This is a genomic window from Arthrobacter sp. E70 (genome assembly GCF_058266945.1).
Map to the genome: position 1 here is coordinate 163740 of NZ_JBYQFR010000009.1, position 25114 is coordinate 188853.

The window sequence follows — 25114 nt, forward strand, 5'->3', positions numbered from 1 at the left end:
CCGCTTCCCGACGCGCAATCCGTCCATTCCCTGACGCCGCGGTATGTGCGCTGCACCAGGGAATGAGGCGTCCGCCCTACTTGCCCTGTTCGGGCACAGGCTGGATGATCCTGAAGATGGCACCGGTGGGGTCGGCGAGCTGGGCGACCCGGCCGAAGTCCGAGTCCGAGGGGCCGTCCTGCAGGGCAGCACCCATGGCCGTGGCCCTTTTGACCGTGGCATCCGTGTCCTCCACCGCAAAGTAGACCAGCCAGTGCGAGGGGATGTTTTCCGGCAGGTAGCCCGATGCGTCCATGATGCCGGCCTGTGCCGTCATGCCTGAGCCCATGGTGGTGTAACGGAATTCCGGGGTGTCGCTCAGTACCTCGGTTTCCCAGCCGAACACGTCCTTGTAGAACCGGACGGCGGCGTCGTAGTCCCTGGCATGGAGTTCGTGCCAGGCGGCGGCGCCGGGTTCGGCCACGAGCTCGTAGCCGAGCATTTCGCGCGGCTGCCAGACACCTACGGCGGCGCCGGTGGCATCGCCGAAGATGGCCATCTGACCCTGCTCGGGGACATCCATCGGAGGTACGTAGATCTGCCCGCCGTTGGCCTCAACTGCTTTGGCGGTGGCCGCGGCGTCGTCCACCCGAAGGTAGGTGGACCAGGCGTCCGGCGCGCCGGCCTGGGAATCGTCCTTCTTCATCATCCCGGCGACAGGGCGCCCGTCTTTCGTGGCCGTGACGTAGCCACCGTACTTTTCGTCGTCGCCGGTCTCGTACTCCCAGCCGAACAGCTCGGCGTAGAACCGCCGTGCGCCGGCAACGTCCGTAGTCATGAGGTCGATCCAGCAGGGTGCGCCGGGAGTGGGTACGGGGCTGGGCATGGAAGTCTCCTCGTAGTGTGCGCGGGCGTGCGGTGGCCTTCGGGATGAAACACCCTGACCCTATTGACCGGGTCTGACACTTTCAAGGGGTGCGGGAAAAACAAAACCCCCGGCGGCCAAGTGCTGGCTGCCGGGGGTTTCCTGCGCGGAAGGTAAGAGATTCGAACTCTTGGTACGGGGTTACCGCACACTGGTTTTCAAGACCAGCTCCTTCGGCCGCTCGGACAACCTTCCTCAGCTAGTAGTGTTTCATAGGCACTTGCCTGCAACAAAACAGGCCCACTGAAGGTGTCCGGTACACGCTGGTTGCAGGCCGGCAGTTTGAGTCAGGAACGGGAGAGATCCATGAAAGCCGTCTATATAACAGAGCCGGGCGGCCCGGAAGTCCTGGAAGTCCGGGACGTTGACGCCCCGGTCCCCGGCCAGGGCGAAGTGCTGATTGATGTGGTGGCGGCAGGCCTGAACCGCGCCGACGTCCAGCAGCGCCGGGGTTTCTATCCGCCCCCGCCGGGCGCCTCCGAAATCCCCGGCCTGGAGGTATCCGGGCGGATCGCGGGTTTTGGGCCGGGTGTGAGCAAGCCTTTCTCAATCGGGGACAAGGTTGTCGCACTGCTGGCCGGCGGTGGTTACGCCCAGCAGGTGGCTGTGCCTGCGGAGCAGGTGCTGCGGGTTCCCGACGGGGTTGACCTGGTGACGGCGGCATCGCTTCCCGAGGTGGCGGCAACCGTCTATTCCAACCTCGTGATGACTGCCCAGCTGCAGCCCGGCGAGACCGTGCTCATCCATGGGGCCACGGGCGGTATCGGCACGATGGCCATCCAGTTGGCCAAAGCGCTCGGTGCCAGGGTGGCCGCTACCGCCGGCTCCGACGAAAAGGTCAGCACAGCCAAGGCGTTCCTGGGGGCGGACATCGCCATCAACTATGCCGAGGAGAGCTTCCCCGAAAGTTTGCGCCGCCAGAATGGCGGCAAGGGCGCGGACGTGATCCTGGACGTGGTGGGGGCCAAGTACCTGCCGCAAAACGTGGATGCTTTGGCCGAGTATGGCCGCCTGGTGGTGATTGGCCTGCAGGGAGGCACCAAGGGCGAGCTGGACCTGGGGCTGCTGCTGAAGAAGCGGGCGGCCGTAGTGGCCACGGCCCTCCGTCCCCGGCCGGTGGCGGAAAAGGGTGCGATCATGGCTGCGGTGCGGGATGGCGTCTGGCCGTTGGTGGCCGACGGCACTATCCGTCCATTGGTGGCCAAGACTTTTCCCTTGGACCAGGTCCGTGCGGCGCACCGCTACTTCGACAGCGGGGACCACGTGGGCAAGATCCTGCTGGTCATGTAGATACTCAGTATTGGCGTCCTGCTTCCTTGCAGGCTACGCTTGTCCATACGCGGTATGCACAGGTCTTGGGTGCCTGTGCATGCCGGTAACGGCTAAGCCCGGGGGAGCCATATGTCGATTCGCCACAGCCTCCTCGCCCTGCTGCAGGACCAGCCGCGATACGGCTACCAGTTGCGGGTCGAGTTCGAGAGCCGGACCGGGGCCACCTGGCCCCTGAACATCGGCCAGGTCTACACCACGCTGGACCGGCTGGAGCGGGACGGCCTTGTCGCAAAGAAGGGCGACGACGGCGAGGGGCACGTGGTCTACAGCATCACTGCCGCCGGCAAAGCGGAGGTGCAGAATTGGTTCGCCGCCCCCGTGGAGCGGAACAACCCGCCGCGCAACGAACTCGCCATCAAGCTCGCGCTCGCCGTCACGATTCCCGGCGCGGACGTCCAGGCCATCATCCAGTCGCAGCGCGTGGCATCCATCCGGGCCCTGCAGGATTACACCAAGGCCCGCAGGGACTTGGCGGGAAACCAGCGTGCGGCCGAAACCGCGTGGCTGCTGGTCCTGGATTCCCTGATTTTCCAGACTGAGGCGGAGGTCCGCTGGCTGGACCTGTGCGAGGCCCGGATGGTCCAGCAAGCACAGTCCGGGTAGGCATTACGTCACAAAATTGGGTCTTTTTGATGGCCAGGATCAGGCCTACGGTGGGTGCAGAAGCCGCCCGCCGGGTGGCGGAACCTACGGAGGAACGTTCATGACAACCCATGTTGCTGACTGCAGTGTCACGAACTGCTCGTTCAATGACCACACCAACTGCAACGCGGCCGCCATTACGGTGAGCGGCGCCGAGAACCACGCGCACTGCGCCACCTTTATCGAAACCGGAATCCACGGCGGCCTGCCCAAGGTGCTGGCCGACGTCGGGGCCTGCCAGCGCGCCGAGTGCGTCCACAACGACCACCTGATGTGCAATGCGCCCGAGGTCCATGTTGGGCCGGGCGCCGACAACGCGGACTGCCTCACCTACGCCCACGCCTGACATCGCCTGGGCTGGGGTGGATACCAAGGCTCCCGTTCGGAACACCGGACGGGAGCCTTCCGCTTGCCGCCACCGCCGTCGTCATTGACATCCGTCCGCGACCTCATTCGTCGACGCCCCGCCGCCGTTCACCGCAAGGGCCCGGCGCCACGCCGCCTTTGGGGTTTCCGCAAGGCTACCCGTTGGTAGGGTGCCGGATAGCAGAAGTGGGAAAACTCTCAAGGAGGAGACATGGCCGGAGTGCCTGACCAACGGAAGAACGGATCCCGGGCGGAGGGCGGGCTGGCCACAGACCCGAACCTTCCCCCGGCCGCCGTGGACGAAGCAAGGCTTGAAGCCGAAGACCGGAAATGGACGCCGGGCAAGATCGCCCTGTGGGCTGCCATTGCCCTGCTGGGCGGCGTCGCCTGGTTCATGCTGGCGATCGTCCGCGGTGAAACCGTCAACGCCATCTGGTTCGTCTTCGCCTCGGTCTGCACCTACCTGATCGGCTACCGCTTCTACTCCAAGGTGATCGAGCGGTACATCACCAGGCCTGATGACCGCCGTGCCACCCCTGCCGAGTACAAGGCGGACGGCAAGGACTACGTCCGCACTGACCGGAACGTCCTGTTCGGCCACCACTTCGCCGCCATCGCCGGGGCGGGCCCGCTGGTGGGCCCGGTCATCGCCGCCCAGATGGGCTACCTGCCCGGCACCATCTGGATCATCGTGGGTGTCGTCTTTGCCGGCGCTGTGCAGGACTACCTGGTGATGTTCTTCTCCATGCGCCGCGGCGGCCGGTCCCTGGGCCAGATGGCCCGCGAGGAACTCGGCGTCATCGGCGGCACCGCCGCTCTCATTGCGACGCTCCTCATTATGGTGATCATCGTGGCCATCCTGGCGCTCGTCGTCGTCAATGCCCTGGGGGAAAGCCCGTGGGGCGTGTTCTCGGTGGGCATGACCATCCCCATCGCCCTGTTCATGGGTGTCTACCTGCGCTTCCTGCGGCCGGGCAAGGTCATGGAGGTCTCGATCATCGGCTTCGTCCTGCTGATGGCAGCCATCATCGGCGGCGGAATGGTGGCCCAGACCGAGTGGGGCGCCACCGTGTTCCACCTGGACAAGGTGACCATCGCCTGGGGCCTGATCATCTATGGCTTCATCGCCGCCATCCTGCCCGTCTGGCTGCTGCTGGCACCGCGTGACTACCTCTCCACCTTCATGAAGATTGGCGTGATCGTCATGCTCGCGCTGGCCATCGTCGTGGTCCGGCCCGAGGTCAGCGTCCCGGCCTTCAGCGAATTCGCCAGCCGCGAGAACGGGCCGGTGTTCTCGGGTGCGCTGTTCCCGTTCCTGTTCGTCACCATCGCCTGCGGCGCCCTGTCCGGGTTCCACGCCCTGATCTCCTCCGGCACCACCCCCAAACTGGTGGAAAAGGAACGGCAGACCCGGTACATCGGCTACGGCGGCATGCTGATGGAATCCTTCGTGGCCATCATGGCCCTCGTGGCGGCCATCTCGATCGACCGCGGCCTGTACTTCGCCATGAACGCCCCCGCCGCCCTCACCGGGGGAACCGTTGAAACGGCGGCCACCTGGGTGAACAGCCTGGGCCTGGCCGGCGTCAACCTCAGCCCGGACTTGCTGTCTGAGACAGCCCGGAACGTGGGTGAGCAGAGCATCGTGTCCCGGACCGGCGGCGCCCCCACCCTGGCCGTGGGGCTGGCGCACATCATGCACCAGTTCGTCGGCGGGACGGCGCTGATGGGCTTCTGGTATCACTTCGCCATCATGTTCGAGGCATTGTTCATCCTGACCGCCGTGGACGCCGGTACCCGCGTTGCGCGTTTCATGCTGCAGGACTCGATCGGCAACTTCGTCCCGAAGTTCAAGGAAGCGTCCTGGCGTCCCGGTGCCTGGCTCTGCACTGCCGTCATGGTGGCCGCCTGGGGCGCCGTGCTGCTGATGGGCGTCACCGACCCGCTGGGCGGCATCAACACCCTGTTCCCGCTGTTCGGTATTGCAAACCAGTTGCTGGCTGCCATCGCCCTGGCCGTATGCCTGGCCATCGTCGCCAAGCGCGGGACCTTCAAGTACCTCTGGATCGTGGCCCTGCCGCTGGCCTTCGCCGCGGTGGTCACCATCACGGCCAGCTACCAGAAGATCTTCTCGCCCGTCCCCGCCGTCGGGTACTTCGCCAACAACGCGGCCTTCAGCAAGGCGCTGGCGGACGGCAAGAAGGAATTCGGCACCGCCAAGACGGTCGCTGCCATGGAAGCGGTGGTCCGCAACACGGCCATCCAGGGCTGGCTGTCCGTGATCTTCGTGGTCCTCAGCATCATCGTGATTGCGACGGCGGTGCTCGCCACCGTCAGGGCGTTCCGTAACAGGGCGGCCGGCATCGCCACCACTGACAACGAGGACGCGTTCGTTCCGTCGCGCGTCTTCGCGCCCGCCGGGCTGGTGCCGACGGCCGCCGAACGCGAGCTTGCCGCCGAATGGGACAAGCTGCCCGCAGGCGCCCGGCTTGAACGGACCAGGCACTGATGGCTGCCGGGATCGCCGCGGTTGCCAATGGCTTCCGTGGCTTCGCCCGCTACCTCAGCGGGGTCATGGGCGCCGACGCCTATGCCAAGTACCTGGAACACCACAGGGCGGCGGGGCACCGCGAACCACCCCTGACCGAACGCCAGTTCTGGCGGGACCGCACGGACCGGCAGGACAATAATCCGCAGGGCAGGTGCTGCTGATTGAGCCTGCAGCGGACAAGTGGCCCGAGGGGCTTCATCAGGGGCTTCGGGCGGACCGCCCATGAGAGTATGAACGCATGAGCGATCCCAAAGACACTCAGGAAGCTGAGGACCTCCCGGTAGAAGGCACGCCCATCGACGACAGCCAGGAACCCCTCCAGGGCCCGGCCTCGCCGGACGGCAAGCCCCGCGGCAGCGCCCTTCAGGACCTGGTGGACGAGCCTGCCAAGGTAATGCGGATCGGCACCATGATCCGCCAGCTCCTCGAAGAAGTGAAGTCCGCGCCCCTGGACGACGCCGCCAGGGGCAGGCTCGCTGCGATCCACGAGCGGTCCATCAAGGAGCTCGAGGACGGGCTGGCGCCGGAGCTGGTGGAGGAACTGGACAGGATCAGCCTGCCTTTCTCCGACGACGCCACTCCGTCCGACGCTGAACTCCGCATCGCCCAGGCACAGTTGGTGGGCTGGCTGGAGGGCCTCTTCCACGGCATCCAGACCGCCATTGCGGCCCAGAACGCAGCCAGGGAACACGCCGCTGCCCAGCTGCAGCTGCGCCAGCTGCCACCGGGCACCATGATCGCGCCCGGCGTCGTCATCGGGGAAAACGGTGAGCCTCAGCGCGCCCCGGCCGGGGCCCGGCCCGGACCCCCTGCAAAGTCCGGCCAGCGTGAAGACCCGGACCACGGTCCGGGCCAGTACCTGTAGGTTCCGCTTGGGCTTTTTCAGCGCCGCCAGGCAGGGGCGGAAGGATGACGCGGAACTGGGCAAGGGATTGTGGCGCCGTGCGCACGACCGCTTCCACCGGGGACTGGACCGCTTCCACCAGGTGCTGGAAGGCGTGGAGGACGACCAGCTGTACGGCGAGCTGGTGGACATTGCCAATGAACTGGCCGCTCTCCTGCAGCGGGTCAGGGCAGTGTGCGTGGAGGCGCAGCGGCGGGCGCCCAGCGAGGGACTGGATATTCCCGCGGGGCTCTCAGACGTGCACCGGTCCCTGTCCAAGGCCGGAAATTCGCTCGCGGCCACGGCGGAAGCGGCAGCCATGCTGCGGCTCGCCGTGGGGCCCGTGCCCGTGGGTGCGGCTTCGGTGCGGCGCCGGGCGGAGGCAGTGTTCCAGCAGGTGACCGACGCCGAACGGCAGCTTCACGGGTAGTAGTTGCGTTCGCGGCAGGAAATATTCCCGTTTCGGCGGGGCAATCCGGGTGTTAAGCGTGTGGCTGACAGGACGCCAAATGGGGCCGTGGGGCTGCCGGTCTTTGGCACGATGAATGCATGACTCTTTCACCTACCTTGACTTTCAATGACGGAAACACGATCCCCCAGCTTGGCTACGGTGTGTGGCAGGTTGAGGATGACGTGGCCGAAAAGGTCGTCCGCCAGGCGTTCGAGGCCGGCTTCCGCCACATCGACACCGCCAAGATCTACGGAAACGAGGCAGGCGTAGGCCGGGCCATTGCCAGCTCCGGGCTTTCCCCGGAACAGATCTTCATCACCACCAAGCTGTGGAACGCGGACCAGGGCTACGAGTCGACGCTTGCCGCCTTCGAGGAATCCATGGACCGGCTTGGCCTGGAAACCCTGGACCTCTACCTGATCCACTGGATGCAGCCCAAGCAGGACAAGTATGCTGACACCTGGAAGGCGCTGATCGAACTCCAGAAGCGCGGCCGCGTCAAGTCCATTGGTGTCTCCAACTTCACCATCGAGGGCCTGCAGCGCCTCATCGACGAAACGGGTGTGGTTCCGGCCATCCACCAGATCGAACTGCACCCGTACTTCAGCCAGCGTGAACTGCGCGAGTTCGGTGCCGCCAACGGCATCCTCACCCAGGCCTGGTCCCCGCTGGGCCAGGGCGGCGAGCTCCTGCAGGATCCCGCGGTAGCGTCCGTGGCCGCCAAGCACCAGGCAACCCCTGCCCAGGTGGTTATCGCCTGGCACCTGGCCATCGGCAACGTGGTGATCCCCAAGTCCGTCACCGAGTCCCGCATCAGGGAAAACTTCGCAGCCCTTGAGGTGGCCCTGGACGCGGAGGACGTTGAGGCGATCAACGCCCTGGACAAGAGCGCCAGCGGCGAGGGCCGCATCGGCCCCGACCCCGCGGTTTCCGACTTCGCGTAACAAGCAGGCGGTCCGGGGCCTGGCTCAGCCCAAGACCTCGCCAACAGCCCGCACTGCCGGCATATGCCCGGCAGTGCGGGCTTCGGCTCTTAAGCCCCGGCTTCCTGCCTCGCGGCGGATACCGTTCAGGCGGCGGCCTGGACCTGCTGTACGGCCACCGCATCCACCACTGCCCAGCTGTCTTCACCGTGGCAGTGCCGCTTGGCGAACCGTTCCGCCTCTTCGAGGGTCTCAAAGATCTCCGACCGGGCGCGGCCGCAGTCGGCGTCGAAATACGTGACGTGAAATTCCTGTGTGGGTTCCATGAATCCAGTCTGCAACCGGGGTCTGACAATCCATGGAATCAGCGTCGCGTGTTGCGGGACGCCGGCCCATCTTCACCCGCTGGAGCCCCCACTCTCAGCGTGAGCGCCGCCAGCGCAAGCATCTCAAGCCCGGTCCACACCAGCGTCCCGCCCCAGACCTCGGGGGAGAAGCTGAGGGCGCCGTCGCGCAGTGCCACTCCCGCGAAGTACGGTGCCCAGAACACCATGGGGCAGAGGGCCACCGCTGCCATGATCCTTGCGGGGCGGTCCGGGGCGGGGCGGACCACGGCCCACACCACGCCAACCAGGACCGCGCCGGCCAGGGCCGCCGGGACCAGCCATGCATCCCGCAGCGCCACCATGACCTGCAGTGCCACGGCGGGGACCAGCGCCATGGCGGCGACCACCACGGCGTGCAGGCGCCAGCGCAGCGTCAGCAGCAGGACGGGCACGAAGACCACGGCCGTTGAAACGAAGAACGTTGCCAGGGACACCATGATGCTCGAGGACGTCGGGGGCGCCACCAGGGGCGGCGAACCGGGAACGTTGATGTAGGTCTGGACCAGCCCGTGGCGCGCGAAGACCGCGAACTCCTGCAGGATGAAAGCCGCAACCATGCCGGCGAGCAGGGCGCTGGTAACGGCGGGCACCAGCCGGGTCCAGGGCCGCACCGGCGATTGCCAGGCAGCGGAGAAAGGCGCACCGAGGATGAGGAAGCCGCCGGTGGCCAGTCCCAGATGGGACGGGCTGAACAGGGCGCTGATGCCCTGCTCAATTCCGAACGCCGAGTGCCAGGCGAAGTCGGCCACCCCGGAAACCAGGAACAGGACCACGCCTGCAGCGGCGGCCCCGTAGCCTGCGGGCACCGCCCCGGCCCATCCCACGCCGGCGGCATGCCGGCGCCAGGTCAGCGCTGCGATCCAAAGGGCGCAGGCGGCGAAGCCCGAATAGAGGACCGCATGCCACGGGGTGAAGAACGTCTCGAGGTCGCGGAGGTTGTTGTGCGCCCAGCCGTCCACGTAGGTCCCCGTGAGGAGCCAGAGACCGGCGGCGAGGGTGATGGCGTCTTCAACGGCCGTGGTGGGGCCGTGGACTGATACCGGCGGAATCGCAAAGGCATGAGCTGCTGCGGCGTCCATAGCTCCACAGTAGGTCGCACCGCTGTCCGTGGCGAGGGGTGATCTTCCCGGGGCATGGGACCGGATGGCGTCAGCTGCCCAGCCGGAGAACGCGCTCCTGGGCCAGCATGGCGGTGTGGCCGGCCTTGTCTGCTGCCCGTGCCGCCTGCTTTGCCTCGGCGGATCTCGCGGCCAGCTGTTTCCGCGCCCGGTCCAGCTCTTCTTCGGCGGCCTTGAGCCGCTCCCGCAGCCCGGCCGTTTCCTGCTGCAGCGCCGAGATTGCAGCGCGTGCTTCCTCCGCCTGGTCCTGCAGTTCCGCTGCAAGGCGCACCGTTTCAGCCTCGTCGGCCTGTGCCTGGGCGAGGGCCGCCTTGGCCCGCTCCACCGCGGGGGGCGACACCGGCCGCGGAGCCTGCCTGACTGCCTCGAGCCGGGGCTTGGCGGGCTTTGGCCGGGAAGCGCGCTCCGCCGTCGTACGCTTCTTTGCCTCCGTTCCCGGCGCCGGCTGGGGAACCGGGGGAGGGGAGGCGACGGCGGGCAGCATCGCCGGCAGGGCCACGGCACCGTCAAGGTCCACGGCGTTGACGCCGTCGGCCGAGAGGACCTTCAAGAGGCGGCCGCTGATGACTGCTGATGCGGCTCCCTCGTCAGCGGTCAGGGCCCGCAGCGTCTCCTCCACGTCCGTGGCCATCGCGTCGCTGATTGCGCGGCCCTGCTCCTGGGCCACTGCCCGGGTGGTGTCGACGGCGGCGGCCAGCAGGGTGCGGCGCTCGCGTCCCAGCTCACGGAGGGCCGCAGCGTCGAGGGACCCCTGGGCCGCACGCATCCTGGCGCCCAGGCCTGCGAGCCCGTCCAGGACGTCCGGCCGCTGCCGTGCGAGCATGTTGACGGCCCAGGCAGCCACCGAGGGTTTCGGCAGGGCCCGGACGCCGGCAGCAAGTTCCTTATCCTGTCCGGCAGCTTCCTTGGCCGCGGCAGCCCGGGACGTAATGAAGTCCTCCAGCGGAACGGCGTAGAGCCTGTCCGCGATGCCAGCCAGGGCTTCGTCTTCCATGCCGCCATCTTAGGTCGCGGGCAGCCGCAGTCCGCACCGGCCTCTTGTGCCCTGTTGCTCATCCGCTGGTAGGGGTATCTTGCTCGGATGGAGGATTCATATCAGGTCATCGTGGTGGGTGGCGGTTTCGCCGGAACCACCGCCGCTGAGGAGCTAGGCCGCAAAGGCATCCGCGTCCTGCTGATCGACGCGAACAGCTACCGCCAGTTCCAGCCGCTGCTGTACCAGGTGGCGGCATCGCAGATCGGCGTCTCGGCAGTGGCGCGGCCGCTGCGTGCGGAGTTCCGCCGGATCAGCAACGTGCGGGTCCTGACCGCAGAGGTGACGGCTATCGATGCCGCCAACCGCACGGTCACTACCGGGGACGGGTCCACCTACCGTGCGCGCATCCTGGTCATCGCCGCCGGGGCTGTGCCCAACTACTTCAACACCCCTGGTGCTGACGAGCACGCCTATCCGCTGTACTCGGTGGCCGACGCGACGCGGCTCAGCGCTGCCATCACCGCCGTCCTGGATGAAGCCGACCGCGAACCCGGGGAGACGGCAGACGTGATCGTGGTGGGCGGCGGCCCCACGGGCGTGGAGACTGCCGGTGCGTTGGCAGAGAACGTCAAATACCTGGTGCCGAAGTACTTTTCCGGGGGCCTCGCTGCCCGCTGCCACGTGCACCTGGTGGACATGGTGCCCAACGTGCTCGCTGCTTTCTCGGAAAAATCCCAGGCGTACACCCGTGACCGCCTGACCAAACTCGGCGTGCAGCTGCATATGGGCCATGCCGTGAGCGAAGTCCGGCCGGACGGTGTGACCCTCAAGGACGGGACCGTCATTCCTGCCCGGATCGTGGTCTGGGCAGGTGGGCTCCAGGCGGGGCGCATCATCGCCGAATCCGGCCTGCAGCAAGGGAAGGGCGGACGGATCGACGTGCAGCCGGACCTCACGGCACCCGGCGTGGAAGGCGTGTACGTCCTTGGTGACGCCGCCAACATCACCGACGCCGCCGGCAACAAGCTACCCCAGCTGGGATCGGTGGCCCAACAGTCCGGCAAATGGGCTGCGCGCAATATCCATGCCGATCTCACCGGCGGTGCCCGGGAGGCGTTCCGATACTGGGACAAGGGGTACATGGCGATGGTGGGACGCGGCGCTGCCGTGGCCGAGATGGGGCGGCGGCGCCTCCAGCTCCAGGGCCCGCTGGCGTTCGTGTCGTGGCTGGCGGTCCACCTGGCCCTGCTGCCCGGGTTCCAGCAGAAGGTGCGCGCCCTCTTTTCCTGGGCCAACGGTTACCTGACCCACAGTCCGGCACAGGTGGTGGTCGGCAGGCCCGACTAGCGTTGCTTTTCGAAAGCCAGGAGGTGGCCCGCCACGGTCCACCCCGCCCCCTCGTAACGGGGAGCATCGGCAGGCGGGACCACCATGTGCGCCTACCCGGCGCCGTGCAGGAACGTCTCTTCAGCCATCGTGGCGAATATGGCCCGTTGGAAGCCCTCCTGTTCCGGTCCTTCGGGAAGTTCGGTGATGGCCACCACCGCGAAACCGTCCCGGACGTGGATGCGTCCCTTGGCCACGGCCGATCGAAAATGGTGATTTCGACGGCGTCGTACGTCTCCATGGGTGCCTGGGGCCACCTGCGGGGTGTCCGGAAGTCCCGCCTCTACGTCCAGTTCCGCCGTGGGAGCCATGAGCAGGATGCACGGGCCCAGGAGGAGCCGGTCAGGGCAGGTGCTGGAAAGAGTTTCCTCCCGCCAGCAGCTTGTCCAGTGCCTGTCGAACGCCTTCGGCGGTTCCGCCGCCGGGGTGGTTGCCGTGGCAGATGACGATGTCCCCCGCCTTGGCCCGGCCCACTTCCCGGGCGACGACGGCGGCAGGGAAGGTGGCGCCGCCGTCGCCGTTGACGCTGAAGCCCGCCGGCCTTACGCCCAGGGCGCGAAGGATGTCCGCGGCGACGTCGTCCATGTACGCCGTGCCGGGGCGGAAGTACCGGGGACGGGCACCGGTCAATGCGGCCATCCCGGCATCGTTGGGCATGATCTCGTCATAGACTTCCCCGGCATTTTTGGTGCCGGGAATTCCGTACGCCGAGTTGCCGGTGGTGGACAGCGGCTTGTGCGATGTCCCGTGGTTGGCGAGTTCGAAGAGCGGGTCTGCGGCCAGCTGCCGGGCGGTGGCCGGATTGGCGGAGATCCAGCGGGAGTTCAGGAACAGCGTCGCTGGAACATGCCGCTGCCGCAGGGTGTCGAGCAGGGCCTGGTCATAGCTGTTGCCGCCGGGACCGCCGCAGAAATCGATGGTCAGGGCAATGCCCGGCGTCCCCGCGGGCAGCCTGGCCAGGACGCCGGGGGCCTCCAATCCCCAGTACCGGGCACCACGGGCGCCGTAAGCGTTGATGACTTCGGTCCGCGACGGGGCCGCCTGCTGCGGCTGCGGCTGGGTGCCGGGGGCACCGTCCATGATCCGCGCGGTGCTGTCGTCGGCCGGAGCCTGGGCCAAGCCGTCCGGAGCACCTGCTTCATCGCGTAGCTTGTTCCGCTGCGGCTCGAGGTCAGGGACGGCCGCGGACAACGTCATTACCGCCGCCAGGAGGACCGCGCGGCGGCCGGGGCCCTTCCCATCCCGACTCAGGTGGCGGGGGGTGGAGTGTTCCATCAGCTCGCCCCGGGAGTGAAGGTGCGGACCAGTGCGCGGCCTCCACGGACGGCGGAAGCAGGAGTGCAGGTGAGAGGGCCGGGGACAGCCGGATGTGCCATGGCTCCTCGTACGGCGCGCAGGACAGCAGCCTGAAAGCGGGGGGTCATGCCGGGAGGATACCGTGTCCCGCTGACGGTTTCCTGAACCGTGATGACCGCCGGAGCGTCGCGGTGTAACACTTGCATGCGCACGCCTCAACCTGTCACGCGCACCCCTCCCACTGCCCCCGTCCACGGCGTATCGCCGGGGCCGGGCAGCACCAGGTGCGCGAAAGCGTACCCCTGCTCCAGTGCAATGACCCGCGAAGTGGCCCCCACGCAGTCCAGCGCGAGCTCCTCCGGCCGGAAGGGGGCGCCGGGATGCTCCTGTCCAACCGAGACCGTCGCGCTGGAAGCACCAACACAGGCCGCGGTGACGGTGTACAGCCCGGCCGCCGGCACCTCTGCCGTCGTGCCGAAGCCTCTGGCGGGTCCATCCAGAGGCCCCTCCTCGAAAAGGAGGACCGGTCCGGGAACGGCCTTAAGGATCCGGTCCAGCTGTGCGTAGTTCCTGACCTCGCGCTCGAGGACCTGGGGATCGGTGGATGGTGCCGGGGACTGCCTGCCCGGCGCGGGGCTGGTCGCGGGCGGGTGGAACGGTTCGGGGTAGTCATAGGAGCATCCCGGCGTTCCGCAGAGGGCCACCGCCAGGGCCAGGGCAGGCATGTGCCGGCCACGCAGGCCATTCATTCCGGTGCGTGCTCCGATGGGCCCAGAAGCCAGTTGGCATCCCTCTCCGGCTCGTGCTGCGGTCTGCGCAACTTGCGTATCAAGACGGCGAAAGGCAGCAGAGCGGCCTTGAGGATGCCGGTCACGACCAGCAGCACGAGGACCATGGCGATCACCGGCGAGTAGAGGAGGAATACGGCTGCAACGGTGGCGAGGTACCCAAAGCTGAACCCGAGGATCATCCCGGCATCCATGGTTGCTCCCAAGATCTGCGGAAGGAAGCCCACTGCTCAGCTTATGTGTCGATGAAAAGACTCCGCAGGGCTATTGTCAATGACTCCGGGCGCCGTGGGGGAAAGATTATGCCGGCGCTCAACCCTGGGCCACCAGCGTTTCCTGCGCGTCAGCAGTATCGGCCGCTTAACCAGCGAAAAACCCCGGAAGCCCTTTGCAACAAGGGCTGTCCGGGGTTTATCCCGAGCTTCCTATCAGAATCGAACTGATGACCTTTTCATTACGAGTGAAACGCTCTACCGACTGAGCTAAGGAAGCACCGCATGAAATTCCCGGGCGGACCCGGTGGCTTCATGCAAGAGTCAACTGTAATGGAGTCCGTGCGCCGCGGTCAAAATGGGGCGCGGGCCGACGGTTGAGGCCTTCAGCACACCGTGTTGTCAGCCGGAACCTTGCCGCTCACCAGGTAGCTGTCCACGGCGTCCTCCAGGCAGCTGTTGGCCCGGCCGTACGCCGTGTGTCCTTCGCCCTTCCAGGTCAGCAGGGAAGCGTTGCCCAGTTGCTTGCGCAGCGACGCAGCCCAGTCAACGGGAGTGGCGGGGTCTCCGGTGGTGCCGATGACCACGATGGGGGAGTCCCCCCGGTATTCGACGGGGGCCGGTGTGCGGAGGTTCTTGTACGGCCAGTCTGCGCAGTTGACGCCCCCATAGGCGAAGAAGTAGCCGAACGTGGGCGAGTCCTGCTCCAGCCGCTGCTCCTCTGCACGCATGCCCGCCGTGTCCGAAACCATCGGGTAGTCCAGGCAGTTGACCGCATTGAAGGCGAGCGTCGAATTGGAGGTATAGGTACCGTCTGATGCGCGGTCGGCCCCGATATCGGCCAGGCGCAGCACCAGGCTGACGTCACCGTTCATGGCAGCTTCAAGGGCCTGGGTGAGGGCAGGCCAGCTCTGGTCGTTGTACAGGGGGGTGATCAGGCCGCTGACGAACATTGTTGCGTTGACCTGCCGGCCGTCCTTGGCTGTGCGCGGCGTCTGCCGGACAGCGCTGATGAGGTCCTGGATCTGTTGCACGCCAGAGTCGACGTCCCCGCCGAGGGGGCACTTGTCCTGTCGCTGGCAACTGGCCACGTAGGAGCGGATTGCTTTCTCGAATGCGCGGGCCTGCCCGCTGGTCAGGTCCTCGTTGCTGATCGAAGGATCAAGGGCGCCATCCAGCACCATCCGTCCCACGTTGTCCGGGAACAGGGAGGCGTAGGTGGAGCCCAGGAAGGTGCCATAGGAGTATCCGAGGTAATTTAGCTTGGTGTCGTTCACGACCGCCCGGAGCACATCCAGGTCCTTGGCGGCGCTGACGGTGTCGATGTGGGCCAGTACCGGCCCGGTCTGGGCCGCGCACTGGGCTGCGATCGCCTTATTGTCGGCGAGCGCCTCGGCAATGCCGGCGTCGGTCTGAAGGTCGTAGACCTTGGCGCGTGAAGCATCGCGCTCCGCGTCCGTCATGCAGGTGACTGGTGCGGACCGCTTGACGCCCCGGGGATCAAAACCCACGAGGTCGTAGGTGCTGCGCACGCCCTGGGAGAAATGCGTTCCTGCAGCATCCTTGACGAAGTCGTACCCGGAGGCCCCAGGCCCCCCGGGGTTGACCAGGAGGCTGCCGGTCTTCTTTCCGGTGCTGGGCGCCCGGAGTGCCGCGATCTGGATCGTGTCCCCCGCAGGGTTGGCGTAGTCCAGCGGAACCGTCACCTTGGCGCACTGGAACTCACCCTCGCAGGGCTGCCACACAACCTCCTGGGAGTAGAACTTTTCCAGGTCGGAGGGCGCAGAAGCGACGATCGACGGGTCGGCCTTCGCCGTGGCCGCCTCCGGCTTCTTGTCGCCGCCGTTGAGGAGGCTGCACGACGCCAGGACCATGGCCAGGACCATGGCGCCGGCGGCACGGACAGCAAGCGTCAGGGGCCGTGCGGGCAGTGGGCGGGCAGTCATCGGGTCTCCTTGGATGGCTGGATCAGGCTGGCTGCCATGGACTCAATGGCCAACAGCGGGGCAACGTTGGTGGTGGTGATGCGTTCGCGGGCCTTGTTGATGGCGTCCATGCGGGCCAGCGTGACCTCGGGAGCAGTTCGGGCAGCGAACTCCTCCAACTCGCTCCTCAGCTCAACGTTGACCAGCTCCACGGCGTTCCCCAGCTGGATGATCAACACGTCGCGGTAGAAGGACAGCAAATCCGTGAGGGTCCGGTCAAGGGAGTCCGTGATGGACCGCTTGGCCCGGCGTTTTTGGTCGTCCTCGAGCTGCTTCAGCTGGCTGCGCATCGCCGGCGGCAGTGTCCCCGACTCCGGCGCACCCAAGGTTGCCAGCAGCGCGGCCTTCTCAGCAGCATCGCGTTCCTCATTGGAACTATTGGCTTCCGCCGTGGCGATCTTGACCAGCTTGTCCGCCATCATGACGGCTGCTGTGACCCCCCGCAGCCCCAGCGGGAAACGGACTGTTTCCAGCCGGCGTTCCCTCGCGGCAGGGTCCCTGGCGAGGCGGCGGGCGATGCCTACGTGGCTTTGCGCGGCCCGGGCTGCCCGTTCGGCGAGGGCGGGGTCCACGCCGTCGCGCCGGACCAGCAGGGCCGCAACGTCCTCGGCGGGCGGCAGCCGCAGTGCGACGCTGCGGCAGCGGGAGCGGATGGTGACCAGGACATCCGCCGGTGAGGGGGCGCAGAGCATCCACACAGTGCGAGGAGTGGGCTCCTCGATGGCCTTCAGGAGGACGTTGGTGGTCCGCTCGGCCATGCGGTCGGCGTCCTCGACCACGATGATCCGCCAGCGCGCGGAGGACGGCCGGTTTCCGGCAGTGGCCACAAGTTCGCGGGCCTCGTCGATGGTGATGGTGACCTTTTCGGTCCGGACAAACGTCACGTCGGAGTGGGTTTCACCCAGGATCGTGCGGCACGCCTGGCACTGGCCGCAGCCGCGCAGGCCGACGTCCTCCTGGTCGCAGTTCAACGCGGCGGCAAAGGCTTTCGCCGCATTGGAACGGCCGGACCCGGGCGGGCCGGTGAACAGCCAGGCGTGCGTCAGGCCCTCACCGCGGGCGGCCTGCCGAAGTTGTTCGACGACGGCGGGCTGGCCCTGGAGGTCGTCCCAGACGGTCACGAGCCGCCACCGCCCGCGGACGCCCCCCGCGCTGCCGGCAGCGGCCGGTCACCGGCAGGATCGACCAGGGCTTCGACGCGCTGCAGGATCTGCGCGGCGAGGTCATCGACCGGCAGGTGGGCCGGCAGCACCAGGTAGGAGTCCGGCCGGCTGGACGCGAGTTCAAGGAAGGCATCCCGGATTCGGGTATGGAATTCGTCCGCCTCGGATTCCAGCCGGTCTTCGGCGGCCTCGCCCGCCGTCCGGCGGCGCCGGCCCAGCTCCGGATCCACGTCCAGCAGGACCGTGAGGTCAGGCTGCAGGCCCGCCGTGGCCCATTCGTTGAGGGACTGGACGGCGTCCTGTCCGAGGTCCCGCCCAGCGCCCTGGTACGCCACGGACGAATCGATATAACGGTCGCTCAGCACAACATCGCCGCGCTGCAGGGCGGGCCGGATCACCTGCGCGGCGTGGGCGGCGCGGGACGCCGCGAAGATGAGGGCCTCGGTGCGGGCGTCGATGTCGCCGTTGCCGTGATCCAGGACCAGCGAACGCAGTTTCTCGCCGACGGGTGTCCCGCCGGGCTCGCGGGTACGCAGGACATGGAACCCGCGGCCTTCCAGGGCAGCTGCAAGCCGGGCCGCCTGGGTGGACTTGCCGGCACCATCGCCACCTTCGAATGCGATGAATATGCCGGCGCTTTGTTTGCTCACTTCTCAAGCCTACCGAGCCGCACCGACATTTCTGACCCGTGCCTGGAGCCCAGCCGGGCGGACGTGGCACGTCAATGCTTTCCGGCAGCTCCGGGCCGGACAGTACGCTTTCACCATGAGTCTTTCCGAGCATCAGGCCGCGTCCCTTTCAGCCGAGACCGTGGTGGTGGCGGCCGGGCGTCCGCCGCGGGAAAGGGACCAGCCGGTCAACCCGCCCATCACCCTTTCGTCCACCTACTTCGGCACAGGACCGCTGGGGGACGGCGACCGCGGCTATGGCCGCTACTCCAACCCCACCTGGGACCCCTTCGAAGAGGCGCTCGGCCAGCTTGAAGGGTCCGCCCTTCCCGGCCTGCTTTATGCGTCAGGCCTCGCCGCGGTCAGCTCCGCACTGTCCCTGGTCCCGGCCGGTGGAGTGCTCGTCATGCCGAGCCACAGCTACTCCGGGTCCCTGGTGATGGCGTCCGAACTGGCGCAGAAGGGCTTCATCGAGCTCCGGACCGTGGACATCGCCGACACAGACGCCGTCAAGGAAGCGATCGCTCCCGGTGCTCCGTCCGCAAAGGCCGCATCGATGCTGTGGCTGGAAAGCCCCACCAACCCCATGCTGGGCATCGCGGACATGCGGGCCCTCGCGGACGCTGCCCACGCCGCCGGCGCCGTCGTGGTCACGGACAACACTTTCTCCACGCCCCTGGTCCAGCAACCCCTCCTGCTGGGCTCCGACGTCGTACTCCACTCCGTGACCAAGTACCTGGCCGGGCACTCCGACGTCGTCCTGGGCGCGCTGGTCACCTCCAACCCGGAGATCCGCTCCGAACTGCTGCACCATCGCATCATCCACGGCGGCATCGCCGGCCCCTTCGAGGCCTGGCTGGCCTTGCGCGGCCTGCGCACCCTCGCGTTGCGCGTCGAGCGGTCCCAGGCCTCGGCGATGCTCCTCGCCGAAAGGCTTGCCGCCCACCCTGCGATCGAATCCATCCGGTTCCCGGGGCTTCCCAACGATCCAGGCCACGACCGGGCCAGGGAGCAGATGAAGGGGTTTGGTTCCATCATCTGCATCCAGGTTGCCGCCACTGCGGGGATGAGCGGGGCGGATGCGGCGGACAAGCTCGTCCAGGCCCTGGATCTCTGGCTCCCGGCCACTTCCCTTGGCGGGGTGGAGTCCTTGATCGAGCGCCGGCGCAGGCATACGGCAGAACCGGCCAGCGTGCCGGAAAACCTCGTCCGGCTGAGCGTCGGTATTGAGAGCGTGGAGGACCTTTGGGCGGATTTGGAGCAGGCCCTTAAGGCGCTGGGCGGATAGGCTGGGTCTGTGGACGGTGAACTGATTATTCGGCCTGTAGAGCAGGCGCTGTACTGGATCCTTGCCTTGGTGGCACTGGGGCTTGAGCTGTGGGCCGTCATCGACTGCGCCAGGCACCGGGCCAACGCCTTCGAAGCTACAGGGAAGCGGACCAAGACCTTCTGGCTTGCGCTGACCGGGGGCGCCGCCGTCATCGGCGTCCTTTCGCTCCTGACGTCCGGTGGCGGATTCCTCGGAACCTTCGGTCTTTTCGGCCTCGCCGCGGTGGTGGCAGCGTCCGTCTACCTGGCTGATGTCCGGCCTGCGGTCAAGGATGCCGGCCGCGGCGGCAGCCGCAACACCGGGCCCTACGGGCCCTGGTAACCAGGACCCTGGTAACCAAGGGCCACCGCTTCCCAGCCCACCGTTAGCTCCCCGAGCCGCCACCTGGCGGCTCCGTCCTGGACCGGCCACCCGGCGTCGCGCAATGTCCGGCACATGCCCTGCCAGCGCTGCCTGTTGCCGAACGCGGCGAGTGGCGCGCACTCAAGCCAGGCACGGTCCATTGCCTGCAGGAACGTATGCACCGGTTCTCCGGGCACGTTCCGGTGGATGAGCGCCTTCGGAAGCCGCTCGGCCACCTCCGATGGCAGGTCGAAGCTGCCGAACCGCATCGAGATGCTCAGGGACAGCGGGCGGTGCGCGTCAAGTGCCACCCACGCCACCCGGCGGCCGATTTCATCGCAGGTTCCGTCGATGAAGAGCCCGTCCGGGGCGAGCCGGTCCTGCACGAGCCGCCAGATGCCGGGGACATCCTGTTCCTCATACTGGCGGAGGACGTTGAAGGCGCGTACCAGGACCGGGCGGCCGGGGACCGGAAGCTCGAAGCCACCCACGTGGAAGGTCAGGCCCGGTCGCTGAAGGGGGAGCGCGGCCCTGACGCGTTCCGGCTCAATTTCAATCCCGCAGACCCGCACGTCAGGGCGGACAGCCGCGAGCCGTTCATGGAGTTCGACGGCGGTGGCAGGGGTTGCGCCGTAGCCGAGGTCCACGACGAGGGGTTCTTTGGCGGTCCGCAGCCGCCAGGCCTGCGGCCCGGTGAGCCAGCGGTCCACCCGCCGCATCCGGTTGGGGTTGGTGGTACCGCGGGTCACGTTGCCCACCGGACGGCCGTGCCGTGCGGCGGGCGTCCTGCCGGACAGTTGCGGGGCGTTGACCCGTTCAGCCTTTTGAACCACCGCCCAACCCTATCCCCGCCTGCCGTGCGGTGTCCTGTCCCTACCCGGAAGGACGCGGGGGGCCTTGTAACGCTGGGCAGGCGGCGACAGCGCTCGGCTAGGATGAAAATCATGACTTACAAGCTGATTCTGCTGCGCCACGGCCACAGCGAATGGAACGCCAAGAACCTGTTCACCGGCTGGGTGGACGTCGACCTGAACGACCAGGGCCGCGCGGAAGCAGCGCGCGGCGGTGAGCTGCTGGTGGAGAACAACGTCCTGCCGGACGTGCTCTACACCTCGCTGCTGAAGCGTGCCATCAACACGGCGAACATCGCCCTGGACAAGGCCGACCGCGGCTGGATCCCGGTCAAGCGCGACTGGCGCCTGAACGAACGCCACTACGGCGCGCTGCAGGGCAAGGACAAGGCCCAGACGCTTGCCGAATACGGCGAGGAACAGTTCATGGAATGGCGCCGCTCCTACGACACCCCGCCGCCGCCCCTGTCCGACGACTCCGAATTCTCGCAGGCCCATGACCCGCGCTACGCCGGCCTCGGTGACGCCCTCCCGCGCACCGAGTGCCTGAAGGACGTCCTGGTGCGCCTGCTGCCGTACTGGGAATCGGACATCAAGGAAGACCTCAAGGCAGGTAAGACGGTGCTCGTCACGGCACACGGCAACTCGCTGCGCGCACTGGTCAAGCACCTGGACGGCATCAGCGACGAAGCCATCGCCGGCCTGAACATTCCCACGGGCATCCCGCTGGTCTACGACCTGGACGAGGATTTCCAGCCGGTCAAGCCGGGCGGCACCTACCTGGACCCCGAGGCCGCCGAGGAAGCCATCCTCGCAGTCGCCAACCAGGGCAAGAAATAGGGCATTAACGCGTACGACGGCGGGCTGGCCACCTTAGGTGACCAGCCCGCCGTCGTACTTTCCCGTGGTGGACCGGGCGTCAGCTGTGCTCGATACCGTTCGGCTGCCAGGCACCCGTGACCAGGTACGTCACCTTCTGGGCGACGGAGACACCGTGGTCCGCAAAGCGTTCGAAGTAGCGGCTGGCCAAGGCCACGTCCACCGTTGTGGCCGGCGACTCGGCCCACTCCGGAGCCGCGATGGCCTTGAAGACGCTCAGGTGCAGGTCGTTGATCGCCGTGTTCGCCTTCAGGATGTCCCGGGCCAGCTCCAGGTTCCGGGTCTCCAGCAGGACGGTGAGCTTCTCGGCGATCTCCTGGTCCAGCTCCGCCATCTTGTTAAAGGTCTCCGTCATGGACGCCGGAATGACGGTCGAAGGGTACCGAAGGCGCGCGAGCTGGGCGATGTGCCGGGCGAGGTCGCCCATCCGCTCAAGCGAGGCGCTCATCCGGAGGGAACCCACGATCATCCGCAGGTCACTGGCGACCGGACCCTGCAGGGCCAGGATGTCGATGGCCCGCTCATCCAGGCTGTTCTGCAGGAAGTCGATCCGCGCGTCCGCCGCGATGACATCCTGGGCGAGGTCAACGTCCGCCACCTGGAACGAGGTGGTGGCCTTTTCCATCGCTTCGCTGACAAGCCGCGAAATCTCCACCAGCTGGTCACCGACCTGGGTGAGCTCTTCCTGAAAAACCTTACGCACGTCGGCGTCCTTTCCTTGTAACTCCCTCCACCCGCACGAGGGCAGCAGGAATTGTGTCGCCAATGGGCGCTCCAACCAGCAACTTTGCCAGCACCCGGTAAACGATTATCCGCCTGAAAGTGAACGTTAGTTGAACCGTTGGCTGGAACTGGCCGGACGCGCCGGGCCACTGCCCGGAGGAGCATAAAGTGGAGCTGTGGATCCTATGCTCATTGGTCTGGTGGCCGGCCTCGTCGGCCTGGCGCTCGGCACGTTCGGCGTGTTGGCCTACCGGGTCAGCGAGAAGCAGCGCGAGCTGCTGGACGTCGACGCCGGGGAGCCCGCACTGCCGGCGGGCGCAGCCGAGGTGCTGGCCGTCGTCGGACGCGCTTTCGTGGTGCTGGACGACGTGGACGGCGTGGTCCGTGCCAGCCCCGCCGCCTATGCCTACGGCCTGGTGCGCGGCCACACCGTGGTGCACAAGGAACTCCTGGACATGACCGCCGGGGTGCGCCGGGACGGTGTCATCCTTGAACGGCAACTCGAGCTTCCGCGCGGTCCGCTCGGGCACGGGACCATCATCGTCCAGGTCCGGGCAGCCATGCTGGGCGAGGAATACATCCTGCTCCTCGCCGACGACCGCACTGAAATCACGCGTACCGAGGAGATCCGCAACGACTTCGTTGCCAACGTCTCGCATGAACTGAAGACACCGGTGGGTGCCATCTCGCTGCTCGCGGAGGCGCTCGAATCCTCTGCCGACGACGAAGAGGCCGTCCGGCGCTTTGCCAAGCGCATGCACAAGGAATCGGCCCGCCTGGCCGCCCTCGTCCAGGACATCATCGAACTGTCCCGCCTGCAGGGGGCCAGCGTGATCCAGGAGGGCCGCGCTGTGGACATCAACGCGGTCATCGCCGAAGCCGTTGACCGCTCGCAGCTTCCGGCGGAAAGCAAGAACATCACCATCGTGGTGGGCGGCCGGACCGACGGGAAGGTCTTCGGCGACCAGGACCTCCTGGTCACGGCCCTGCGGAACCTCATCGACAACGCCATCCGCTATTCCCCTGCGAACACCCGGGTGGGGATCGGGGTGCGTTCCAGGGAAGGCGTGGTCTCCATTTCCGTTACTGACCAGGGGGAGGGGCTCAGTGCAGAGGACCAGGAACGGGTCTTTGAACGCTTCTACCGGGTGGATGCCGCGCGCTCGCGACATACCGGGGGGACCGGCCTCGGCTTGAGCATCGTCAAGCACGTGGCATCGAACCACGGCGGCGAGGTCACGCTCTGGTCGCAGCCGGGCCATGGTTCCACCTTCACCCTCCGCCTGCCCGAGATGGAAGAACAAGAGGGCAGCGAAGAGGTTTCGGCTTCCCCGGTCCCGGCCCTGGCGACGGCCCGTGAAGCGGCCGCCCAGCAGAGTGTCGTCCAAGGATCCCGCGCCGCCGGCGCAAAAGAACGAGGAGCTAGCGCTTGAGCAGGATTTTGATTGTGGAGGACGAGGAGTCCTTCAGCGACCCCTTGTCCTACTTGCTGGGCAAAGAGGGATTCGAGGTGGAGGTGGTGGACAACGGGCTCGACGCCATCACCGAGTTCGACCGGAACGGTGCAGACCTGGTGTTGCTTGACCTGCAGCTTCCCGGCCTCTCCGGCACTGAGGTGTGCCGGCAGTTGCGCCAGCGTTCGAGTGTCCCGGTGATCATGCTGACCGCCAAGGACTCCGAGATCGACAAAGTGGTGGGCCTGGAGTTGGGCGCAGACGATTACGTGACCAAGCCTTACTCCTCCCGGGAACTGGTGGCCCGGGTGCGGGCAGTGCTGCGGAGGCAGGGGGAGCCGGAGGAACTGGTGTCCTCCACGGTGCAGGCGGGGCCGGTCCGGATGGACATCGAGCGGCACGTGGTGAGCGTGGGCGGCGAGCAGGTGCTGCTTCCCCTCAAGGAGTTTGAGCTCCTGGAAATGCTCCTTCGCAACTCGGGCAGGGTCCTGACCCGGGGCCAGCTCATCGACCGGGTCTGGGGCTCCGATTACGTGGGCGACACCAAGACCCTGGACGTGCACGTGAAGCGGCTCCGCGGCAAGATCGAGCCCGACCCGTCCGCTCCGCGCTACCTGGTGACCGTCCGCGGCCTCGGGTACAAGTTCGAGCCGTAGGCCACCGGCATAGAACGGCATAGAAAAGGGAGGGACCGTCCGGTCCCTCCCTTTTCTATGCGTTTCCTGCCCTAGGCGCCTAGTGTCCGCCGGTGGAGGCGGATGCAGTGGGGCTTGCGGAAGAGCCCGCGCCCTCAGACGGGGAAGCCGACGACGTCGAGCCCGGCGAGGTGCTGGGCGTCGGGGTGCTGCCGGCCGGCAGGTAGTCCTTGTACTCGGGCAAGGTGGCGTCCAGGACCGGAACCTTGACGGTGCTGGTGACGTTCGTGCCGTTTTCGCTGATCTTGACGTCCACCAGGGAACCGGGCTTGCCGCCACTGGTGCTCAGGATTGCTTCGTCAGAGTTTTCGTTCAGCAGGGTGTAGGAGTTGGCCTTCACGGGAACCTCGGTCTGGGAACCCTTGGCACCGTTGACCGTGAGCTTCACGTCCTTCGAGGAGGAGTTGTAGACGGCGCCGATCAGGCGGCCCGGCTTGTCTTCTCCTGCGGAGACAATGAGCATGTTGCGCAGCTGCAGCGGGCCGAGGTCCGCGCGGATGCCGTCCGAGGCGGAGTACTGGTGGCTGGTCTGCTGGGGCGTGATGTAACCGCAGCCTGCGGTCAGCAGGCTGACGCCAAGGGCGGCAGCCGTCAGTGCCAGTTTGCCGCGCTGGGCCCGGTTCATCGCAGTGGAACGCACGTCAAGTACTCCTCGAGAATTTTGAAGTCTTTTTCAGCCATAGCCTATCCGCAAACAGGGGCAAACAAGGATTCGGCACTGTCACATCGGCAGTGGGAACGCTCACGCGATGCACTATTATCCCGATCCGTCAAGGGGGTTGAGGGGGTCGATTGGGCCGTTTTTCCGCG

General features: G+C 67.0%; 28 protein-coding genes and 2 tRNA genes. 14 read left to right on the forward strand and 16 right to left on the reverse strand.

What is annotated here, in order from left to right:
- Positions 1-76: 76 nt before the first annotated feature.
- The gene (locus AC3IMC_RS13515) at positions 77-865 is read right to left on the reverse strand and encodes a VOC family protein (RefSeq protein WP_490919050.1); all 789 of its coding nucleotides are present in this window, start codon (positions 863-865) and stop codon (positions 77-79) included.
- Between the two features lie 146 nt (positions 866-1011).
- Positions 1012-1099: transfer RNA gene (locus AC3IMC_RS13520), tRNA-Ser, on the reverse strand.
- A gap of 111 nt (positions 1100-1210) precedes the next feature.
- Between AC3IMC_RS13520 and AC3IMC_RS13525 the strand changes: the two genes are divergently transcribed.
- From AC3IMC_RS13525 to AC3IMC_RS13560, 8 genes are all read left to right on the forward strand, one after another.
- Positions 1211-2194 carry an NAD(P)H-quinone oxidoreductase gene (locus AC3IMC_RS13525; RefSeq protein WP_490919051.1) on the forward strand — a complete coding sequence of 328 codons (984 nt, stop codon included), beginning with the start codon at positions 1211-1213 and terminating at the stop codon, positions 2192-2194.
- Between the two features lie 111 nt (positions 2195-2305).
- Complete coding sequence (locus tag AC3IMC_RS13530; protein ID WP_490919052.1) at positions 2306-2839, forward strand: PadR family transcriptional regulator; 534 nt, start codon at positions 2306-2308, stop codon at positions 2837-2839.
- 100 nt (positions 2840-2939) lie between these two features.
- On the forward strand, positions 2940-3224 hold the full coding sequence (locus AC3IMC_RS13535; RefSeq protein ID WP_490919053.1) for a DUF1540 domain-containing protein: 285 nt from the start codon (positions 2940-2942) through the stop codon (positions 3222-3224).
- A 231-nt stretch (positions 3225-3455) separates the two neighbouring features.
- Complete coding sequence (locus AC3IMC_RS13540; RefSeq protein WP_490919054.1) at positions 3456-5753, forward strand: carbon starvation CstA family protein; 2298 nt, start codon at positions 3456-3458, stop codon at positions 5751-5753.
- Positions 5753-5956, forward strand: coding sequence for a YbdD/YjiX family protein (locus AC3IMC_RS13545; RefSeq protein WP_490919055.1), 204 nt, complete (start codon positions 5753-5755; stop codon positions 5954-5956). The genes AC3IMC_RS13540 and AC3IMC_RS13545 overlap by 1 nt, the downstream gene beginning before the upstream one ends.
- Before the next feature lie 77 nt (positions 5957-6033).
- The gene (locus AC3IMC_RS13550) at positions 6034-6660 is read left to right on the forward strand and encodes a bacterial proteasome activator family protein (RefSeq protein ID WP_490919056.1); all 627 of its coding nucleotides are present in this window, start codon (positions 6034-6036) and stop codon (positions 6658-6660) included.
- 7 nt (positions 6661-6667) lie between these two features.
- Positions 6668-7108, forward strand: a complete 441-nt coding sequence (locus tag AC3IMC_RS13555; protein ID WP_490919057.1) for a hypothetical protein — start codon at positions 6668-6670, stop codon at positions 7106-7108.
- A gap of 119 nt (positions 7109-7227) precedes the next feature.
- Positions 7228-8073: an aldo/keto reductase gene (locus AC3IMC_RS13560; RefSeq protein ID WP_490919058.1), complete on the forward strand. Its 846-nt coding sequence runs from the start codon at positions 7228-7230 to the stop codon at positions 8071-8073.
- Positions 8074-8198: 125 nt separating this feature from the next.
- Here the strand turns inward: AC3IMC_RS13560 and AC3IMC_RS13565 are convergent, their stop codons facing one another.
- From AC3IMC_RS13565 to AC3IMC_RS13575, 3 genes are all read right to left on the reverse strand, one after another.
- Positions 8199-8378 (reverse strand): hypothetical protein, encoded by a 180-nt coding sequence (locus AC3IMC_RS13565; RefSeq protein ID WP_490919059.1) that lies wholly within the window; start codon positions 8376-8378, stop codon positions 8199-8201.
- A 38-nt stretch (positions 8379-8416) separates the two neighbouring features.
- Entirely contained in the window at positions 8417-9517 is a 1101-nt protein-coding gene (locus AC3IMC_RS13570; protein ID WP_490919060.1) for a hypothetical protein, read from the reverse strand.
- Positions 9518-9587: 70 nt separating this feature from the next.
- Positions 9588-10550, reverse strand: a complete 963-nt coding sequence (locus AC3IMC_RS13575; RefSeq protein WP_490919061.1) for a hypothetical protein — start codon at positions 10548-10550, stop codon at positions 9588-9590.
- A gap of 87 nt (positions 10551-10637) precedes the next feature.
- Here AC3IMC_RS13575 and AC3IMC_RS13580 point away from each other — a divergent pair, with 87 nt between their 5' ends.
- Positions 10638-11879, forward strand: a complete 1242-nt coding sequence (locus AC3IMC_RS13580) for an NAD(P)/FAD-dependent oxidoreductase (RefSeq protein ID WP_490919062.1) — start codon at positions 10638-10640, stop codon at positions 11877-11879.
- Between the two features lie 92 nt (positions 11880-11971).
- Here the strand turns inward: AC3IMC_RS13580 and AC3IMC_RS13585 are convergent, their stop codons facing one another.
- The 8 genes from AC3IMC_RS13585 to tmk all read right to left on the reverse strand — a co-directional run bounded on the left by AC3IMC_RS13585 (position 11972) and on the right by tmk (position 18012).
- A complete protein-coding gene (locus AC3IMC_RS13585; protein ID WP_490919063.1) occupies positions 11972-12229 on the reverse strand; it encodes a hypothetical protein in 258 nt (85 codons plus the stop codon).
- A gap of 31 nt (positions 12230-12260) precedes the next feature.
- Positions 12261-13115, reverse strand: coding sequence for a polysaccharide deacetylase family protein (locus AC3IMC_RS13590; RefSeq protein WP_490919064.1), 855 nt, complete (start codon positions 13113-13115; stop codon positions 12261-12263).
- A gap of 314 nt (positions 13116-13429) precedes the next feature.
- The gene (locus tag AC3IMC_RS13595) at positions 13430-13963 is read right to left on the reverse strand and encodes a hypothetical protein (RefSeq protein WP_490919065.1); all 534 of its coding nucleotides are present in this window, start codon (positions 13961-13963) and stop codon (positions 13430-13432) included.
- Positions 13960-14196, reverse strand: coding sequence for a hypothetical protein (locus AC3IMC_RS13600; protein ID WP_490919066.1), 237 nt, complete (start codon positions 14194-14196; stop codon positions 13960-13962). The genes AC3IMC_RS13595 and AC3IMC_RS13600 overlap by 4 nt, the downstream gene beginning before the upstream one ends.
- Before the next feature lie 225 nt (positions 14197-14421).
- Positions 14422-14494 (reverse strand) — tRNA-Thr (locus tag AC3IMC_RS13605).
- 106 nt (positions 14495-14600) lie between these two features.
- Positions 14601-16160, reverse strand: a complete 1560-nt coding sequence (locus AC3IMC_RS13610) for an alpha/beta hydrolase (RefSeq protein WP_490919067.1) — start codon at positions 16158-16160, stop codon at positions 14601-14603.
- Positions 16157-17320 carry a DNA polymerase III subunit delta' gene (locus AC3IMC_RS13615; RefSeq protein WP_490919068.1) on the reverse strand — a complete coding sequence of 388 codons (1164 nt, stop codon included), beginning with the start codon at positions 17318-17320 and terminating at the stop codon, positions 16157-16159. Before AC3IMC_RS13615 ends, AC3IMC_RS13610 begins: the two co-directional genes overlap by 4 nt.
- Entirely contained in the window at positions 17317-18012 is a 696-nt protein-coding gene (tmk, locus tag AC3IMC_RS13620; protein WP_490919069.1) for a dTMP kinase, read from the reverse strand. The genes AC3IMC_RS13615 and tmk overlap by 4 nt, the downstream gene beginning before the upstream one ends.
- A gap of 115 nt (positions 18013-18127) precedes the next feature.
- Between tmk and AC3IMC_RS13625 the strand changes: the two genes are divergently transcribed.
- Positions 18128-19318 carry a trans-sulfuration enzyme family protein gene (locus AC3IMC_RS13625; protein WP_490919070.1) on the forward strand — a complete coding sequence of 397 codons (1191 nt, stop codon included), beginning with the start codon at positions 18128-18130 and terminating at the stop codon, positions 19316-19318.
- Positions 19319-19327: 9 nt separating this feature from the next.
- Positions 19328-19681 carry a DUF2516 family protein gene (locus AC3IMC_RS13630; RefSeq protein WP_490919071.1) on the forward strand — a complete coding sequence of 118 codons (354 nt, stop codon included), beginning with the start codon at positions 19328-19330 and terminating at the stop codon, positions 19679-19681.
- Here the strand turns inward: AC3IMC_RS13630 and AC3IMC_RS13635 are convergent.
- Positions 19666-20535, reverse strand: coding sequence for a class I SAM-dependent methyltransferase (locus AC3IMC_RS13635; protein ID WP_490919072.1), 870 nt, complete (start codon positions 20533-20535; stop codon positions 19666-19668). The two genes, AC3IMC_RS13630 and AC3IMC_RS13635, sit on opposite strands and share 16 nt — an antisense overlap.
- A gap of 111 nt (positions 20536-20646) precedes the next feature.
- On the opposite strand from AC3IMC_RS13635, the gene AC3IMC_RS13640 reads away from it, so the two are divergent.
- Entirely contained in the window at positions 20647-21393 is a 747-nt protein-coding gene (locus AC3IMC_RS13640) for a phosphoglyceromutase (protein WP_454484805.1), read from the forward strand.
- A gap of 79 nt (positions 21394-21472) precedes the next feature.
- On the opposite strand, the gene phoU is transcribed toward AC3IMC_RS13640, so the two are convergent.
- Entirely contained in the window at positions 21473-22135 is a 663-nt protein-coding gene (gene phoU, locus AC3IMC_RS13645) for a phosphate signaling complex protein PhoU (RefSeq protein ID WP_490919073.1), read from the reverse strand.
- Between the two features lie 205 nt (positions 22136-22340).
- Here phoU and AC3IMC_RS13650 point away from each other — a divergent pair, with 205 nt between their 5' ends.
- A complete protein-coding gene (locus tag AC3IMC_RS13650) occupies positions 22341-23588 on the forward strand; it encodes a sensor histidine kinase (protein ID WP_490919087.1) in 1248 nt (415 codons plus the stop codon).
- A complete protein-coding gene (locus AC3IMC_RS13655) occupies positions 23585-24265 on the forward strand; it encodes a response regulator transcription factor (RefSeq protein WP_221385576.1) in 681 nt (226 codons plus the stop codon). Before AC3IMC_RS13650 ends, AC3IMC_RS13655 begins: the two co-directional genes overlap by 4 nt.
- A gap of 79 nt (positions 24266-24344) precedes the next feature.
- Here the strand turns inward: AC3IMC_RS13655 and AC3IMC_RS13660 are convergent, their stop codons facing one another.
- Positions 24345-24929: a hypothetical protein gene (locus tag AC3IMC_RS13660; RefSeq protein WP_490919088.1), complete on the reverse strand. Its 585-nt coding sequence runs from the start codon at positions 24927-24929 to the stop codon at positions 24345-24347.
- Positions 24930-25114: the final 185 nt, after the last annotated feature.